Annotated in this window: 16 protein-coding genes; all 16 read right to left on the bottom strand. The window is 61.6% G+C overall.

Annotated elements, in window-relative coordinates:
- Window positions 1–217: 217 nt before the first annotated feature.
- The 16 genes from ACVWVP_RS15195 to ACVWVP_RS15270 all read right to left on the bottom strand — a co-directional run bounded on the left by ACVWVP_RS15195 (window position 218) and on the right by ACVWVP_RS15270 (window position 15,678).
- The gene (locus ACVWVP_RS15195) at window positions 218–562 is read right to left on the bottom strand and encodes an Hpt domain-containing protein (RefSeq protein WP_259174303.1); all 345 of its coding nucleotides are present in this window, start codon (window positions 560–562) and stop codon (window positions 218–220) included.
- Between the two features lie 30 nt (window positions 563–592).
- The gene (locus ACVWVP_RS15200; RefSeq protein ID WP_457406939.1) at window positions 593–2,311 is read right to left on the bottom strand and encodes an ATP-binding SpoIIE family protein phosphatase; all 1,719 of its coding nucleotides are present in this window, start codon (window positions 2,309–2,311) and stop codon (window positions 593–595) included.
- Window positions 2,308–2,613, bottom strand: coding sequence for an STAS domain-containing protein (locus ACVWVP_RS15205; protein WP_178919792.1), 306 nt, complete (start codon window positions 2,611–2,613; stop codon window positions 2,308–2,310). Before ACVWVP_RS15205 ends, ACVWVP_RS15200 begins: the two co-directional genes overlap by 4 nt.
- A gap of 182 nt (window positions 2,614–2,795) precedes the next feature.
- Complete coding sequence (gene fliJ / locus ACVWVP_RS15210) at window positions 2,796–3,245, bottom strand: flagellar export protein FliJ (RefSeq protein ID WP_065909807.1); 450 nt, start codon at window positions 3,243–3,245, stop codon at window positions 2,796–2,798.
- Window positions 3,246–3,248: 3 nt separating this feature from the next.
- Window positions 3,249–4,607 carry a flagellar protein export ATPase FliI gene (gene fliI, locus ACVWVP_RS15215; RefSeq protein ID WP_178919793.1) on the bottom strand — a complete coding sequence of 453 codons (1,359 nt, stop codon included), beginning with the start codon at window positions 4,605–4,607 and terminating at the stop codon, window positions 3,249–3,251.
- Complete coding sequence (gene fliH / locus ACVWVP_RS15220) at window positions 4,597–5,361, bottom strand: flagellar assembly protein FliH (RefSeq protein ID WP_176996191.1); 765 nt, start codon at window positions 5,359–5,361, stop codon at window positions 4,597–4,599. The genes fliI and fliH overlap by 11 nt, the downstream gene beginning before the upstream one ends.
- Before the next feature lie 10 nt (window positions 5,362–5,371).
- A complete protein-coding gene (gene fliG / locus ACVWVP_RS15225) occupies window positions 5,372–6,391 on the bottom strand; it encodes a flagellar motor switch protein FliG (RefSeq protein WP_016972027.1) in 1,020 nt (339 codons plus the stop codon).
- On the bottom strand, window positions 6,384–8,159 hold the full coding sequence (gene fliF / locus ACVWVP_RS15230) for a flagellar basal-body MS-ring/collar protein FliF (RefSeq protein WP_178919795.1): 1,776 nt from the start codon (window positions 8,157–8,159) through the stop codon (window positions 6,384–6,386). The genes fliG and fliF overlap by 8 nt, the downstream gene beginning before the upstream one ends.
- A 16-nt stretch (window positions 8,160–8,175) precedes the next feature.
- Window positions 8,176–8,505 (bottom strand): flagellar hook-basal body complex protein FliE, encoded by a 330-nt coding sequence (fliE, locus tag ACVWVP_RS15235; RefSeq protein ID WP_017134937.1) that lies wholly within the window; start codon window positions 8,503–8,505, stop codon window positions 8,176–8,178.
- A gap of 130 nt (window positions 8,506–8,635) precedes the next feature.
- Window positions 8,636–10,012: a sigma-54-dependent transcriptional regulator gene (locus tag ACVWVP_RS15240; RefSeq protein ID WP_178919796.1), complete on the bottom strand. Its 1,377-nt coding sequence runs from the start codon at window positions 10,010–10,012 to the stop codon at window positions 8,636–8,638.
- Window positions 10,013–10,018: 6 nt separating this feature from the next.
- Window positions 10,019–11,230 carry a sensor histidine kinase gene (locus ACVWVP_RS15245; RefSeq protein ID WP_457407271.1) on the bottom strand — a complete coding sequence of 404 codons (1,212 nt, stop codon included), beginning with the start codon at window positions 11,228–11,230 and terminating at the stop codon, window positions 10,019–10,021.
- A gap of 110 nt (window positions 11,231–11,340) precedes the next feature.
- Window positions 11,341–12,816 (bottom strand): sigma-54 dependent transcriptional regulator, encoded by a 1,476-nt coding sequence (locus tag ACVWVP_RS15250; RefSeq protein ID WP_135310053.1) that lies wholly within the window; start codon window positions 12,814–12,816, stop codon window positions 11,341–11,343.
- A gap of 169 nt (window positions 12,817–12,985) precedes the next feature.
- Window positions 12,986–13,282, bottom strand: a complete 297-nt coding sequence (locus ACVWVP_RS15255) for a flagellar protein FliT (protein ID WP_176996194.1) — start codon at window positions 13,280–13,282, stop codon at window positions 12,986–12,988.
- Window positions 13,283–13,306: 24 nt separating this feature from the next.
- Entirely contained in the window at window positions 13,307–13,696 is a 390-nt protein-coding gene (gene fliS / locus ACVWVP_RS15260) for a flagellar export chaperone FliS (protein WP_176996195.1), read from the bottom strand.
- Window positions 13,697–13,833: 137 nt separating this feature from the next.
- Window positions 13,834–15,237, bottom strand: coding sequence for a flagellar filament capping protein FliD (gene fliD / locus ACVWVP_RS15265; RefSeq protein ID WP_457406947.1), 1,404 nt, complete (start codon window positions 15,235–15,237; stop codon window positions 13,834–13,836).
- A gap of 81 nt (window positions 15,238–15,318) precedes the next feature.
- On the bottom strand, window positions 15,319–15,678 hold the full coding sequence (locus ACVWVP_RS15270; RefSeq protein ID WP_178919798.1) for a flagellar protein FlaG: 360 nt from the start codon (window positions 15,676–15,678) through the stop codon (window positions 15,319–15,321).
- Window positions 15,679–15,700 lie beyond the last annotated feature (22 nt).

A 15,700-nucleotide genomic window follows, 5' to 3' on the forward strand; every position in this document is an offset into this window, starting at 1 on the left:
TAACCCGGCAGGACGCCGGGTTAGCCGCGCTGGGCCAAGGATGGCCCATCGCGGCGGCCCACGCTCCAAAGCCGGAGTGAGGGCACACCGAGCCTAGGCGAGGTGCCGAGTGTTGGGGCAAGAGCGCTTTGGTTACTTTCGCGCTTTTCGAAAGTGACCCGCTGTAAGAGCGGAACCAATTTCAGCCGTTACCGAAGAAATGGATATACACACAGAGTCAAACCCCAAACCGCCCCCGCTCCGACTCATAAAGCGGCCGAACCAAAGCAAACTCATGATCAATCTGATCCACCAAATCCCCAAGGTCCGCCGCAGCCCCCGCCGACTCAACCTCCAGCCGCTGGCACAACTGCGCCAACCGCACCGCCCCAAGGTTGCCGCTGCTGCCTTTGAAGCTATGGGCAATCCGCCCCAACGCCTTGGCATCGTCGCGCGCCTTGCGCAGCGCTTCGACACGTTTTTGCGAATCATCGAGAAAGGTATCGAGCAACTTGGGGTACTCGCCTTCCATGACTTCCTGCAAACCCGAGAGCACGTCCGGGTCCAGATGAATCTCAGCCACTTGCTCGCTCCTTGATCAAGAATCGGCGGATTATGCCAGAGCCCCCCAGCAAAACTCCACGCACACACTGCGCCCACCGTCAGACCAGCGTACATTGCTGCTCAATTGACGCACCAGGCTCAACCCCCGGCCAGACAGACGGTCAACGTCCAACGGCCGGGCCAGCATCTGTTCCACGTCGAACCCGGGGCCGCTGTCTTCGAGGCGCAACAACATCTTGCCACCGGTGTCGGTCGGCACCACCTGCACATGCACGCGCACATAACCGCTGCTCAGTTGCGCCAGCCGTTCGTTGCGCTGGCGATAGTAGTGGGCGAACCCCTCGGCATCACGCTTGAGCCGCGAATCCAGGCCCAGCACGCCATGCTCCAGCGCGTTGGAGTACAGCTCGGCCATGACGCTGTAGAGCGCCCCGCTCTGCTCACGCAAGCCATGAATCTCCAGTAACAGTTGCAGCAAATACGGCAACGGGTTGTAGCTTTTGAGGGTCTGCCCACGGAATTCGAAACTGACCGACCAGTCCAGCGGGCACGACTGGCCGCTGTCGGCATACAGCGGTTGCGCTGTGCGCAACGACTGGCCGGGCTGCAAGGTGATCTCGACCAGACTGACGTCATCGCGCACTTCACCGCGAAACGCGGCCAACGCCTGCTCGATGTCCTCGAACAACCGGTCGGGCTCGCGGTTGGCGGCAAATACCTGTTGCAGGCGCTCGACGCCAAACAGTTGGTCATTGGCGTCAGCGGTATCCAGCACGCCGTCAGACAGCAAAAACACCCGGTCGCCCAACGCCATGGGCCACACCTCGGTGCTGTCATCAAACGCTTGCGCCGACAACACCCCCAACGGCAAATGCCGCGATTCAAGCGGCGTACGCTTGCCGGTGGCGACTTCATGCACATAGCCTTCGGGCATGCCGCCGTTCCATACCTCCACCACCCGCCGCTGGGTGCTCAGGCATAACAGCGTGGCGCAGCAGAACATGTCCACCGGCAGGATGCGCTTGAGCTTGGCGTTCATCTCCCGCAAGGTCTGCGCCAGGCCGTAACCCTTGGCCGTCATGCCGTAGAACACTTCAGCCAAGGGCATGGCGCCGACGGCTGCTGGCAAGCCGTGGCCGGTGAAGTCGCCGAGCAATACGTGCATGTCACCGGACGGCGTGTAGGCCGCCAGCAACAGATCACCGTTGAACAGCGCATAGGGCGATTGCAGGTAGCGGATGTTGGGCGCGGCATTGATGCAGCCCGAGTGCGCCACCTTGTCGAACACCGCCTTGGCCACCCGCTGCTCGTGCAGGAGATAGTCATGGTGCTTGGCGATCAGGTCGCGCTGCTGCAGGACCGTGGCTTGCAACCGCCGCAGGCGGTCCATGGCGTTGATCTTCGCGGCGAGAATCAGCTGGTTATAGGGTTTGGGCAGGAAGTCATCACCCCCCGCATCCAGGCAACGGGCCAGGGCTTCGCTTTCGCGCAGGGAGGTCAGGAAAATCAGCGGCACCAACTCTTCGCCTGCCAACTGCTTGATCCGGCGCGCCGCCTCGAAGCCGTCCATCACCGGCATCAGCGCATCCATCAACACCAGTTGCGGGCGCTCACGGGTGAAGACCTCGACGGCTTCAGCGCCATTGGTGGCCGTGAGCACCTGGTGGCCCTGGCGCCGCACAATCGTCGACAGCAACAGCAGATCGGTGGCGCTGTCTTCGGCGATCAGGATCGTGAGCGGTTCCGGGACGGGGGCCAGGGCGCTCAACTGATGTCGAACAGCTTGTCGAAGTTGGAAATGGCGAGGATCTTGCGCACATCGGAATTGCTGTTGACCACCCGCACTTCCGACTCATCCCCACCCGCGTGATCACGCAGCAGCAGGAGCATGCCCAGCGCGGAGCTGTCCATGTAGGTGGTTTCTTTCAAGTCGACGACGTACAGCTCCGGCACTTTGTAGAAGCGCTCGTAGGCATCCCGAAACGTCTGGTGGCTGCCGAAATCGAACCGCCCCTTGATCGCGATCGTCAACTTCTTCCCGTCCAGGGATACTTCTGATTCGACTGACATGCGACTGCTCCTTGTCATTGGCAATGACACAAGGTTTAGCAGGCGAACCGCATCTGAGCAACACCCCACCTCAACTGTAGGCGCCGGCTTACCGGCGATGGCGGCCTATCGGCGGGCTCATCAGCGCCTGGTAAACCGTTATCGCCGGCAAGCCGGCGCCTACAGTTATGCGGGGGTGGAGTTCAGAATTGGGATTGGCGCGGGAGGCGCTGGGAGAGTTCGTCGAGCAGCTTCTGCTCGCGCTTGTCTTCGATGGCGCGGGCTTCGTCGATGTAGCGCTGCACCAATTTGCGCAGGCCCTCGACGCGGGCGAACGCGGCTTGCCAGCTTTCACGGGCTTTATCGAGGTTGTTCTGGTGCCAGGCCAGGCTTTGGCGCTGCTGGCCGACGGCGGTTTCCAGCTGGTTGAGAAAGCCCTGGTAGCCCATCAACCACTGGCCGGACACCCCCTTACTGCCGCGCTCGATCCATTGCTGCTGGTATTCGCTGCGAAAACGCTCCAGGTCGCCCAACTTGCTTTCGGCCAGGCGGACCTGCCCCTGGAAATACCCCAGGCGTTGCACAGCGGTTTTCTCGGCCTTTTCGGCCATGTCCACCACCGGGGCCAGACGCGACGAACGGGTGCTGGCCATGGCTTAGCCGCCGGGCGCCGGGGCGAAGATGGTACCCAGGTGCGCTTCGCTCTCGCCCATGCTGATCTTGTCGTTGAGGCCTTGGCGCAAGTAGGTCACCAACTGCGGTTGCAGGGCAATCGCCAAGTCGGTCTCGCGATCCCCCCCGGCCACGTAGGCGCCGACGCTGATCAAGTCGCGGCTCTGCTGGTAACGCGACCACAATTGCTTGAAGTGCTGGGCACGGGTCATGTGTTCCGGCGTAACCACGGCCGGCATCACCCGGCTGATGGAGGCTTCGATATCGATGGCCGGGTAGTGCCCTTCTTCAGCCAGGCGCCGCGACAGCACGATATGGCCGTCCAACACGCCCCGCGCCGAGTCGGCAATCGGGTCCTGCTGGTCGTCGCCTTCAGACAATACGGTATAGAACGCGGTGATCGAGCCGCCCCCGGCCTCGGCATTACCGGCACGTTCCACCAGCTTGGGCAGCTTGGCGAAGACCGACGGTGGATAGCCCTTGGTAGCAGGCGGCTCGCCGATGGCCAAGGCGATTTCCCGCTGGGCCTGGGCGAAACGGGTGAGCGAGTCCATCAGCAACAGGACGTTCTTGCCCTTGTCGCGAAAATATTCGGCGATGCGCGTGCAGTACATGGCCGCGCGCAGACGCATCAGCGGCGCATCGTCCGCTGGTGAGGCCACGACCACCGAGCGCTTGAGGCCTTCTTCACCCAGGCTGTGCTCGATGAACTCCTTCACCTCACGACCCCGCTCGCCGATCAGCCCCACCACAATGATGTCGGCCTCGGTAAAGCGGGTCATCATGCCCAGCAACACCGACTTACCCACGCCGGTACCGGCGAACAGACCCAAACGCTGGCCACGGCCGACCGTCAACAATCCGTTGATGCTGCGGATGCCCACGTCCAGCGGCACGCTGATGGGGTTGCGGTTGAGCGGGTTAATGGTGGGGCCGTCCATCGGCACCCAGTCTTCGGCCTTCATACCGCCCTTGCCGTCCAGCGCACGGCCAGCGCCATCAAGCACGCGGCCGAGCATGCTCATGCCCATGGGCAGGCGGCCGGTGTCAGCCAAGGGCACCACGCGCGCACCGGGAGCAATGCCCGCCAGGCTGCCCACGGGCATCAGGAAAATCTTGCTGCCGGAAAAACCCATCACCTCGGCTTCGACTTGCACCGGGTGATAGCTGTCGTCGTTGATCACCATGCAGCGGCTGCCCATGGCGGCGCGCAGGCCCTCGGCTTCGAGGGTCAGGCCGACCATGCGCAACAGGCGCCCTTCGAGGATCGGCTGGCCGGGCAGCTCGGTGGCCTCGGCATAACCGCCCAGGCGCTTGGCGAAACTGGTGCGATCAAGGCGCATCGGGGGCGTCCAGCTCAACGCTCAGGTCAGGCTCGGCCGGGTGCAGGGCCTGTTCGTGAAGTTGATCGAACAGCTTGGCCATGATCTGGCTGATGCGGGTTTCCACCGTGGCATCGATGCGGCTGTGCTCGGTCTCGACGCGGCAACCACCGGGCTGCAGCGAGGCGTCTTCGACGATGCGCCAGGTTTCTTCATGGCGCTCGCGCAGGGCTTTGACCTGTTCGAAATCCTGGGGGTTGATGTACAAGCGCACATTGCCGACCCCCAGGGGCAGCAGCTTGAGGGCTTCGCGCATCACGCTTTCGATATGGCTGGAATCCAGCACCAGTTCGCGCTGGATGACTTGGCGGGCAATATGCTCCACCAAGCCGACCATGGCTTTTTCGATCTGCGAATCCTGCTCGGCAATCGGGTCGAACAGCGTGCCCATCAAGCGCTCCAGGCTGGCCAGCTTGACGCTCAGCGCGGCCTCGGCTTCCTGGCGGACCTTGAGGGTGGTGCTGCGAAAGCCGTCCTTTTCACCGGCAGCGAAGCCTTCGTTGTAGGCCTCCTGACGGATGGCCTCCACCTCTTCGAGGGTCAGTGGCTGGACTTCGTCCAGCGGCACTTCCTCGGACTCCGCCGGCAGCTCGGGCTCGGGTTCCGGCTCGGGTTCCGGCACATGGGGATCGAAGCTGGGCAACGACCAGATGTCGAACCCGCCGACATCCCGCGCGCGAATCAGATCGCTGGGCGCCTCATCTTTGTTCGACATCAGGGGCGCCTTAGATCATTTCTTCGCCGCCCTTCCCGCCGAGAACGATTTCTCCGGCTTCGGCCATACGGCGGGCAATGGTGAGGATTTCTTTCTGCGCGGTTTCCACGTCGCTGACGCGCACCGGGCCTTTGGCTTCCAGGTCGTCACGCAACAGTTCCGAGGCACGCTTGGACATGTTCTTGAAGATCTTCTCTTTGACGTTTTCGTCCGAACCCTTGAGGGCCAGCACCAGCACGTCCGAGGACACCTCGCGCAGCAGCGCCTGGATACCACGGTCGTCGACGTCGGAGAGGTTGTTGAACACGAACATGAGGTCTTCGATCTGGGTGGACAAGGTGTCGTCGATCTCGCGGATCGAGTCCATCAACTGGCCTTCGACCGAGCTGTCGAGGAAGTTCATGATGTCGGCCGCACGCTTGATACCGCCCAAGGTGGTGCGCGACGCGTTCGAGTTGCCGGAGAACTGCTTCTCCAGAATCGTGTTCAGTTCTTTCAGCGCCGCCGGTTGCACGGTGTTCAACGACGAGACGCGCAGGATGATGTCCAGGCGCACCTTGTGGTCGAAATGGCCGAGCACTTCGCCGGCCTGGTCCGGGTCGAGGTATGCCACCACGATGGCCTGGATCTGCGGGTGCTCGTAGCGGATCACGTCGGCCACGGCGCGCGGTTCCATCCACTTGAGGCTGTCCAGGCCGCTGGTGTTGCCACCCAGCAGAATGCGGTCGATCAGGCCGTTGGCCTTGTCTTCACCCAGGGCCGAGGTGAGCATCTTGCGGATGTAGCTGTCGGAGCCGACGCCCAGGCTGGTCTGGTCGCCGACGATCTCGACGAACTCGCTCATCACCTGCTCGACTTGCTCGCGGTGCACATTGCGCATCTGCGCCATGGCCACGCCCACCCGTTGAACCTCTTTGGGGCCCATGTGGCGCAGCACTTGGGCGGCGTCGGTTTCACCCAGGGACAGCAGCAATACAGCGGCTTTGTCGACCTTGGTGAGCTTGGCAACAGCGGCTCGATTATCACTCATCTGCGTTGATCCACTCTTTCACGACCTGGGCCACACGGCCCGGGTCTTCTGCCACCAGACTCTTGATTGCGTTCAGCTGAGCGTCATAGCCTTCGCTCGGGCTTGGCAACAGGATGCTTTGCGGGCCGCCGAGGCTGACGCGATCGTTGGCCAGTTCGCCATCCAGGCCGCCCATGCCACCCAACTCAACGTCGCCACCTGCCAGGGCAAGCTGTTTCTTGCCATTGCCGGTGATGTTGTTGAGCACCGGGCGCAGCACACCGAACACCAGCACCAGGATGAACAACACACCCAGCACTTGCTTGACGATGTCCCAGAACCACGGCTGGGTGTAAAACGCCGGGTCGGCGATCACTTCGCCACGCTCGGCGGAGAACGGCATGTTGATTACGCTGACGCTGTCACCACGGCTGGCGTCGAAACCGACGGCGTCCTGCACCAGGCGGGTGAAGCGCGCCAATTCATCGGCACTCCACGGCGCACGGGTAACAGCGCCGTCAGCCGGGTTGACCTTGACCTGGTCATCGACCACCACCGACACCGATAGGCGATTGATACGGCCCTGTTGCTGCTTGGTGTGGCTGATGGAACGGTCGAGTTCGAAGTTCTTGGTCGACTGGTTACGCTTGTCCGACGGGTACGGCGCGAGCATTGGCTGGCCGGTGGCCGGGTCCATGATCTGCTGACCGTTGGCGTCCAGCAGTGGCTGGCCAGGCTGTACCGCACCGGCCGAAGCGGTGGCGCCACCGGTAGTCTGCGGCGCCGAAGCCGGCGACGGCGGCTGGTTGCTCAGGGCGCCCGGCACACCTTGCGGGCCATTGCTGGCGGTGCGTTGTTCGTTGGTCGACTGCTCGCTGCGCAGGGCTGGCTGGTCGGGGTTGAACTGTTCAGAGGTCGACTCGACCGCGCTGAAGTCCACGTCGGCGGACACTTCGGCTTTGTAGCGGTCATTGCCCAGCACCGGTTGCAGGATGTTGTGCACACGCTGGGTGAGCATGCTTTCCATGCGGCGGCTGTAGTCGAACTGCTTGCCGGCCTGGGTCAGTGCAGAGTTCTCGGCCTGGTCGGACAGCAGGTTGCCCTTCTGGTCCACCACGGTAATTTGCGACTTGCTCAACTCCGGTACGCTGGTGGCGACCAGGTTGATGATCGCCAGGACCTGGCCAGGCTCCAGGGAGCGGCCGGCAAACAGCTCGACCAACACCGAGGCGCTTGGCTTGCGTTCGTCACGCACGAACACCGAGCTTTTCGGAATCGCCAGGTGCACGCGGGCGCCCTTGACGTTGTTGAGGCTGGAGATGGTGCGCGCCAGTTCGCCTTCCAGGCCACGACGGTAGCGTGTGGCTTCCATGAACTGGCTGGTCCCCAGGCCCTGGTCCTTGTCGAGGATTTCAAAGCCGATGTTGGCATCGGACGGTGTCACGCCCGCAGCGGCCAGCTTCATGCGCGCACGGGCCACGTCGTCGGCCTTGACCAGCAACGCGCCAGAATTGGGTTCTACGGTGTAGGCGATGTCGGCGGCGGCGAGGGTTTCCATGATCTGCTTGGAATCCATGCCCGCCAGGCTGCCGTACAGCGGCCGGTAATCGGGTTGTTGCGACCACAACACCACGGCAAAACCAATCGCCACGCTGGCTGCCAGGCCGACCATCAGGCCCACCTGACGCAACATGGTCATTTCGGAGAGGTTTTCCAGGAACGACAGGCCAAACAGCGGCGGCTTGCCGTCTGCCTTGGCGGGTGCGTTGTCCACGACTGCTTCTGCCATGACTTAAATCTCGTCCTTAAACCGGCATCTGCATGATGTCTTGATAAGCCTGAACCAGCTTGTTACGCACTTGCGTCAACGCCTGGAAAGAGACGCTGGCCTTTTGCGAAGCGACCATCACATCGGTGAGGTCCACGCCGCTCTTGCCGATCTCGAAGGCGGTGGCCAACTGACTGGAAGCTTGCTGGGTGTCACTGACTTTGTTGATTGCCTGACCGAGCATGTCGGCAAAACTGCTTTGGCCCAATTCCGGCGCTGGCGCGACGGATTTCGGTTGAGCCATGGCATCCATTTGCATGGAGCGCATATCCAACATCAACCGATTGAACTCAATACCCTGGCTCATGACCTTCTCTCTCCGACGACCCGCAATTTTTTGACACTACGCAGCGGTTACTGGGGTGGTAGCAACAAGGGTGCCAGATCCGTGGCGACTCGTAAGAAAAGGCGACAAACCCTGTCGGCCTAACTTTTTGTCAGGTGGCGAAAAGGTAGGCTTCCACGTCCATCCCCGCATCGCGCATCTGCGCCAGCTTGTAGCGCAAGGTGCGCGGGCTGATGCCCAGGCGTTCGGCCGCTTCTTTACGGCGGCCGCGCTCGGAACGCAGGGTGTCGATGATCATCTGGAATTCACGGCGCCGCAGGTCATCCCCCAAGGCACCGGCAGACTCGGCTTCGGCGACGACCGGCGCAGGCGCCAGGCTCGGCAACGGTGCAGCGCCACTGCCCATGGCCAGGCAGAAGTCCTGGGGCTGGATCAACCCGCCCTGCTGCAGAATCAGTGCGCGCTGGATCGCATTGTCCAGTTCGCGCACGTTGCCCGGCCACGGGTAGCCGATCAGGCATGCCTGGGCTTCGGCCGACAGCCGCGCCTGGGCGTGCTTCATTTTTTTGACGTGGTTGTTCAGCAGGCGCTCGGCCAACGGAATGATATCGGCCGGACGCTCGCGCAACGGGCGCCAGGCCAGGGGAAATACCGAGAGGCGGTAGAACAAATCTTCGCGGAAGCGCCCCGCCGCCACTTCCCCCGCCAGATCGCGGTTGGTGGTGGCGACCACGCGGATGTCCAACTGGATCGGCTTGCGCGCGCCCACACGCTCCACTTCACGCTCTTGCAACACGCGCAGCAGCTTGGCTTGCAGACCCAGGGGCATTTCAGAAATTTCGTCGAGCAGGATGGTGCCGCCGTCGGCCTGTTCGAACTTGCCGGCCTGGGCCGCGATGGCGCCGGTGAACGAGCCCTTCTCGTGACCGAATAGCGTGGCTTCGAGCATGTTGTCGGGGATGGCCGCGCAGTTGATCGCGATGAACGGTTGTTTGGCGCGGCTGGACTGCTGGTGGATATAACGCGCCAGCACTTCCTTGCCGGTGCCGGACTCACCGGAAATCAGCACGGTGGAATCACTGCGGGCCACGCGGGCCGCCAGCTCCAGCAGTTGCGCACTGGCCGGTTCGAAAGCAATCGGGCCTTCGCCCTCGACGGCCGGCACCACGCCGAGCGCGTGGCGGGCTACCAGCTCGATCAAGGCTTTGGGCTCGAACGGCTTGACCAGGTAATCGGCGGCGCCTTGGCGCATGGCGTCCACTGCCCGCTCCACCGCACCGTGGGCGGTCATCAGCAACACCGGCAGCTGTGGCTGGCGCGCCCGCAACAGGCCGAGCAACTGGTGACCGTCCATGCCCGGCATGTTCACGTCGCTGACCACCAAGCTGAAGGACTCTTGCTCGACAGCCTCCAAGGCTTCTTCGGCAGAACCGACCGCCCGGTAGTCATGGCCCGCCAACAGCAGCGTGTCAGCCAATGCTTCACGCAGGGCGCGATCATCTTCCACCAACAAAACCTTGATAGCCATATTCCTTTACTCCGCGCTTGCCGCGCCTGAAAACAGCGGCAAGGTCATCAATGCACAGGTGCCACGCCCCAATCGGGAATGCAGCTGCAATTCTCCCTGATGGGCACGCGCCACCGCCTTGACCACGGTCAGGCCGAGGCCGGTGCCGTTGGTCTTGGTGGTGAAAAACGGTTCGCCCAAGCGCTGCAGGACCACCGGGTCAATGCCGCTGCCGCTGTCACTGATGCACAGGCGCAGCGTTTGCTCGCGGGTATACAGGTGCACCTTGAGGCGCGCGCCCGGGCCGCTGGCCTGGGTGGCGTTTTCGATCAGGTTGAGCAGCGCGCCGACCAACGTGTCGCGATTGCACAGCAGTTCGCCGAGGTGGCTGTCGCACTGCCAACGCACGCTGACCTCCTGGATGTGGGTGGCGGCGGCGGCCTGCAACGACTGCATCAATTCGACTGGAGTGACACGGTCGGTCAGCGGCAATTCGCCTCGGGCAAACACCAGCATGTCGCGCACCTGATGCTCCAACTCATGCAGGCGCTCCTTGAGGCGGCCGGCAAAGCGCTGGTGGGTGGCGGGCGGCAGTTGCTCATCAGTCAAATGACTGGCGTAGATCAACGCGGCCGACAGCGGCGTGCGGATCTGATGCGCCAAAGAAGCGACCATCCGGCCCAGCGACGACAAGCGCTCATGGCGCGCCAGCTGGTCCTGGAGGTGACGGGTTTCAGTCAGGTCGTTGAGCAACACCAGTTGGCCAGGCTCGGCGTCCAGGGAACGGGTGGCTATAGACAGGCGGCGCCCGTCCTTGAGGGAGATTTCATGGCCGTCGTCTTCGCGCGGGGCAAAGCAGCGTGCGATCACGTGGCGCCACAGCTCGCCTTCCAGCGGCAGGCCAAGCATGTCGCAGGCGGCCGGGTTGGCTTCGCGTACACGGCCTTGGTCGTCGATGACAATCACGCCACCGGGCAACAACGACAACAGGTTCTGCAGACGGTTGGCCAGGCGCTCTTTCTCGGCCAGCTCTTCCATGCGCTGGGCGCTGACCACCGCCAGTTCACCCTTGAGCTCGGAAACCCGGGCTTCCAACAGGCTGTAGGAGTCAGTCAATTGGCTCGACATCTGGTTGAACAGCGAAAAGGCCTGTTCCAGGCCTTGCCGGCTTTGCTGCTCTACGGACGGAACGAGCCCCGCGATAGCAGGGCTGGAAGAGTGTTGGGCGGCGTGGGGCATCATGCTCTCTCGCTTGGCTGACCGTCAGTTAAACGGAACGTTGCGAGGGCTGTAGCAATACTTGTGCCGAAAAAAAACCGCTGACGAATCAGCGGCTTGGAAAACAGGCGTCAATCATCCGCCTGTTCATCACCTTCTTTGCGGCTCATGCCGTACTTGCGCATCTTCTCCACCAAGGTGGTTCGACGGATGCGCAGGCGCTCGGCGGCACGGGCGACAATGCCGTTGGCGTCGTCCAGGGCCTGTTGAATCAGGCCTTGTTCCAGGTTGCCGAGGTAGTCCTTCAGGTCCAGGCCTTCGGGCGGCAGCATGGCGGTGGAACCGAAGTCCGGCGTATGGCCGTTGATGGCCACGCGCTCTTCCATGTCGCTGCGCAGGCTGTCGACCAGTTGCTCGTCTTCGTCGTCGACGTAACGGAATTTCTTCGGCAACTCGACCACGCCGATCACACCGTAGGGGTGCATGATCGCCATGCGCTCCACCAGGTTGGCCAGCTCGCGGACGTTGCCCGGCCAGCCGTGACGGCACAGGGACATGATGGCGGCGGAGTTGAAACGGATCGAACCGCGCTTTTCGTGTTCCATGCGCGAGATCAGTTCGTTCATCAGCAGCGGGATGTCTTCGACACGTTCACGCAGCGGCGCCATTTCGATCGGGAACACGTTGAGGCGGTAGTACAGATCTTCGCGGAAACTGCCCACCTCGATCATGCTTTCGAGGTTCTTGTGGGTGGCCGCGATGATGCGCACGTCGACGCTCTGGGTCTTGTTGCTGCCCACGCGCTCGAAGGTACGCTCTTGCAGCACGCGCAACAGCTTGACCTGCATCGGCAGCGGCATGTCGCCGATTTCATCAAGGAACAGCGTGCCGCCGTTGGCCAGCTCGAAACGCCCGGCACGGCTGGTGATCGCCCCGGTGAAGGCGCCCTTCTCGTGGCCGAACAGTTCGCTTTCGAGCAGCTCCGCCGGGATCGCGCCGCAGTTGACCGGCACAAAAGGCCCGTCGCGACGCTTGGAGTGGTAGTGCAGGTTGCGCGCAACCACTTCCTTGCCGGTGCCAGACTCGCCGAGGATCAGCACGCTGGCGTCGGTGTCGGCCACTTGCTGCATCATCTGGCGCACGTGCTGGATCGCACGGCTGGTGCCGACAAGGCTGCGGAACAGGTTGGGTTCGCGGTGACGTCCACGCTCGCGGGCCTGGTCGTACATCTCGCGATAGACCTGGGCACGGTGCAGGGAGTCGAGCAATTTGCTGTAGCTGGGCGGCATTTCCAGGGTGGAAAGCACGCGGCGGCGCTGGTCTTCCGGCAGGTCGATGGAAGAAATATCGCCCATCAGCAACACCGGAAGGAACTCATCCCAGGTCGACAGTGTCTTTAACAGGCCCAGAACTGCGCCAGGAGCGTTTACCGTCCCGATCAGCACACAAATGATTTCACGGCTCGACGACAATGAGCTGACCGCCTGCTGCCAATCATGGCTACCGCAGGGTAAATTTTCTTCACCGAGAAAATTTAAAATCACCGCTAAATCGCGGCGGCGGACGCTATCGTCATCAATCAGCAGAATTTTGGTTTCACGCCACATGCAATAGCAACTTCCCTAGTTAACTCAAATGCCCTCGAGTAGGGGCAATCTAGATGGCCGTAGGCATTTTCTGCGTTACAACCGTCTGAAATCTGAAAACAGCACTAGTTAAGTCAAAAAATCGCTCGCAGTCAAATTTATGACGCGCATTCGGATTAACTGAGCCAGTTCAGCCGAACAGATGGTAAACCTTTGACGCACTTTCCGCTCGATTGATCTGCGACATCTCTTCGAAAATCGCCTGGCGCTCGCCGGTCGTCACTTCAAGCAACTGCTGATAAACCGCCAGCAGGCTTTCCAGCTTTTCCCGCAGGGCATCCTCGTCCACCGGCGCATTGGCCAGTGCTTCGTCGATCACTGCACGACAGCCCATATCCAGTTCGCCGATCGCATCCCAGTTACGTTGGGCCAAGGCGTCGACCAACGCTTCGCGGGTCTCGTCAATCCGTTGCAGGGCGTGGCTCATAACATGATCCTCAGGCCGACAGGCCTACAGTGGTGCAATACCGTCCCAGCCTTCCTTGAGCGTAATCATCAGGCCGGCAACTTCGTCAATCATGGCAACATCGCTTTTGCTGTTGGCTTCCAGCAGGCGCGTGGTCATGTAGGCATACAGGTTATCCAACTGCTGCAACGCCGCCGGATCATCGGTCTTTTCCGGGTTGAGGCCGTCACGCAGGCCGATCAGGATGTCGATCGCCTTGCCCAGCAGCAGACCCTTTTGCGCGATATCACCACGAGCCATGGCACCCTTGGCCTGCGCCATGCGATCCAGTGCACCTTCCATCAACATCTGGACCAGACGGTGCGGGCTCGCCTCGGAGACCTGGGCGTGGGAATTGACCTTCTGGTATTGGCGAAGGGCTCGCATGGGATTCATGTTTCTACCTCGTGACAGGCAACAGCAAAATTGGATGGGCTCTGACTAATATGTCGACGGGCTCACAAAAAACTTTAACCCGTCGATCTGCTGAAGGCCGCGCCCGGCGCAGAATCACCGGGCGGCTTCATGGCGGATCAACTGTCCGAATTGCTCTTGTTCAGCGCGTTGAGCGTGGTCATGACGCTGGAGCGCTGGTTGGTGAGCTGAGCCACCAGGTTGTTCATCGTGGTGTATTTGGCGGTCAGGCTGGTTTTCAGAGCAGCCATGCGCGCGGTCAGGTCGTCCTGCTGGGTTTGCAGATCCTTGAGGTTGTTGGTCAGCGTCGTCGAGCGCGAAGCCAGCACGCCGGTGTTGCTCAACGCGTAGCTGTCGGTCGCCGACTTCATGCGCGCCAACAGGCCCGTGTCACCGTTGAAGATCCCGCCGATGTCGGTGGGGTTGGTGAGAATGGCGGCACCAAATATTTTGTCGTCGATGCTCAGCTTGCCGGTGGTCGAGTCGGTGTTCACACCAAATTGAGCCAGGGACTTCAACGTGCCCGAACCACCCATTGCGTTCAGCTCACTGCGCAGCGCCTGCTGCAACGAGCGCATGGTGGCGTCGCCGGTCAGTGCAGAGGGCGTCGTGCTGCCGTCCGCGTTTGTGGTGACTTTGGTCTCGGTCCCGATCGCCGTCATCAAGGCGTTATAGGTGTCGACAAAACCTTTTACCGAGCTTTTGAGCGTGTCGTTACTGCGGGTGACGGTGATGGTTGAGGCCGTACGAGCAGCACTTGGGTCATTAACGCCCGACGGCAACGGCGACAACGCCGTCAGCTTGATACTCACGCCGGAGATCGCGTCGCTCAGGGTATTACTCTTGGATTCCTGCGCCGCACCGTCAATGGTGTACTTGGCATTGACCGGCGGGCCGCCGACGACCGAGGTATTGGCTTGAAGGCCGCTGTTGCCGCCCAGGGTAATGTCTGTACCGGCACCGGTGTTGGTCGACGTCACAACCAGACGTGAACCGTTGGAGTCAGTCAGGATGTTGGCACTCAGGCCTGCGCTGCTGTACTGCGCGTTGATCGAGTCACGCACCTGTTGCAGCGTGGCACCCGGCGCAACACTGACCCCGTAGCTTTTACCCGACTGGGAAATTTCCAGGGTCGTTGCGGTAGTACCGCTGTTGACGACACTCTTGGCCCCAGCGGCATAATTCTGCGTGGAGATCTTTGAGGCCGTTGCCAACTGATTCACGACCAACAGGTAGCTACCGGCCGAAGCGCCGGCGCCCAGAGTAACCGTGGAAACGTTGTTATCCGAAGTCGTCGCCGTCAGGCCGCCAATACTGGCGTCCTTGGCCATGTTGTCCATGGCGCCGCGGAACGCATCGAGTGCCGCTTGAATCTTTCCGATCGAGGATAGCTGGGCGGTCTGCGTCTGCGTCTGCTTGTTGATCTGCGATTGCTTCGGCGCCTGCTCAGCGTTCACCAAGGCGGTCACGATCGACTGGGTATCAATGCCCGTTACCGGGCCGCTGATGGATATGTCACCCATGATGTTTTCTCCTGATCCGGGGCTGGCGCTTTATTGACGAACGACGCCTAAAGCAGCTACAGCAACAAAATTCATGCCAGCTCAGACTTTGGCGTCAAATAACAAGCTGCTGGCATCATGAAGGCTTTGTGCGAGTTTCAAGGCGGTTTCCGAAGGGATCTGACGGATCACCTCGCCGCTTTCGGTCGCAATCACCTTGACCACCACCTGATGGGTGGAGTCATCAATCGAAAAGTCCAGGTTGCGCTGGGCAGCCTGAACGAATTTGCGAATATCCGTGACCGCCTGTTCAAGGTCGGACGGTTTCGAGTCTTGCTGGGTTTGAGCCGCCACAGGCACAGGATCGACCTTGGCCTTCTGCGGGTCATTGCTCACGGGAGCAGGTGCGCTCTGCGGCGCCACTGCAGGATAAGACAGGTTCAACTTCACACTCATGTCCATGTCCAATCTCCTCATCACGCAA

It is taken from the genome of Pseudomonas sp. TE24901 (assembly GCF_054058375.1).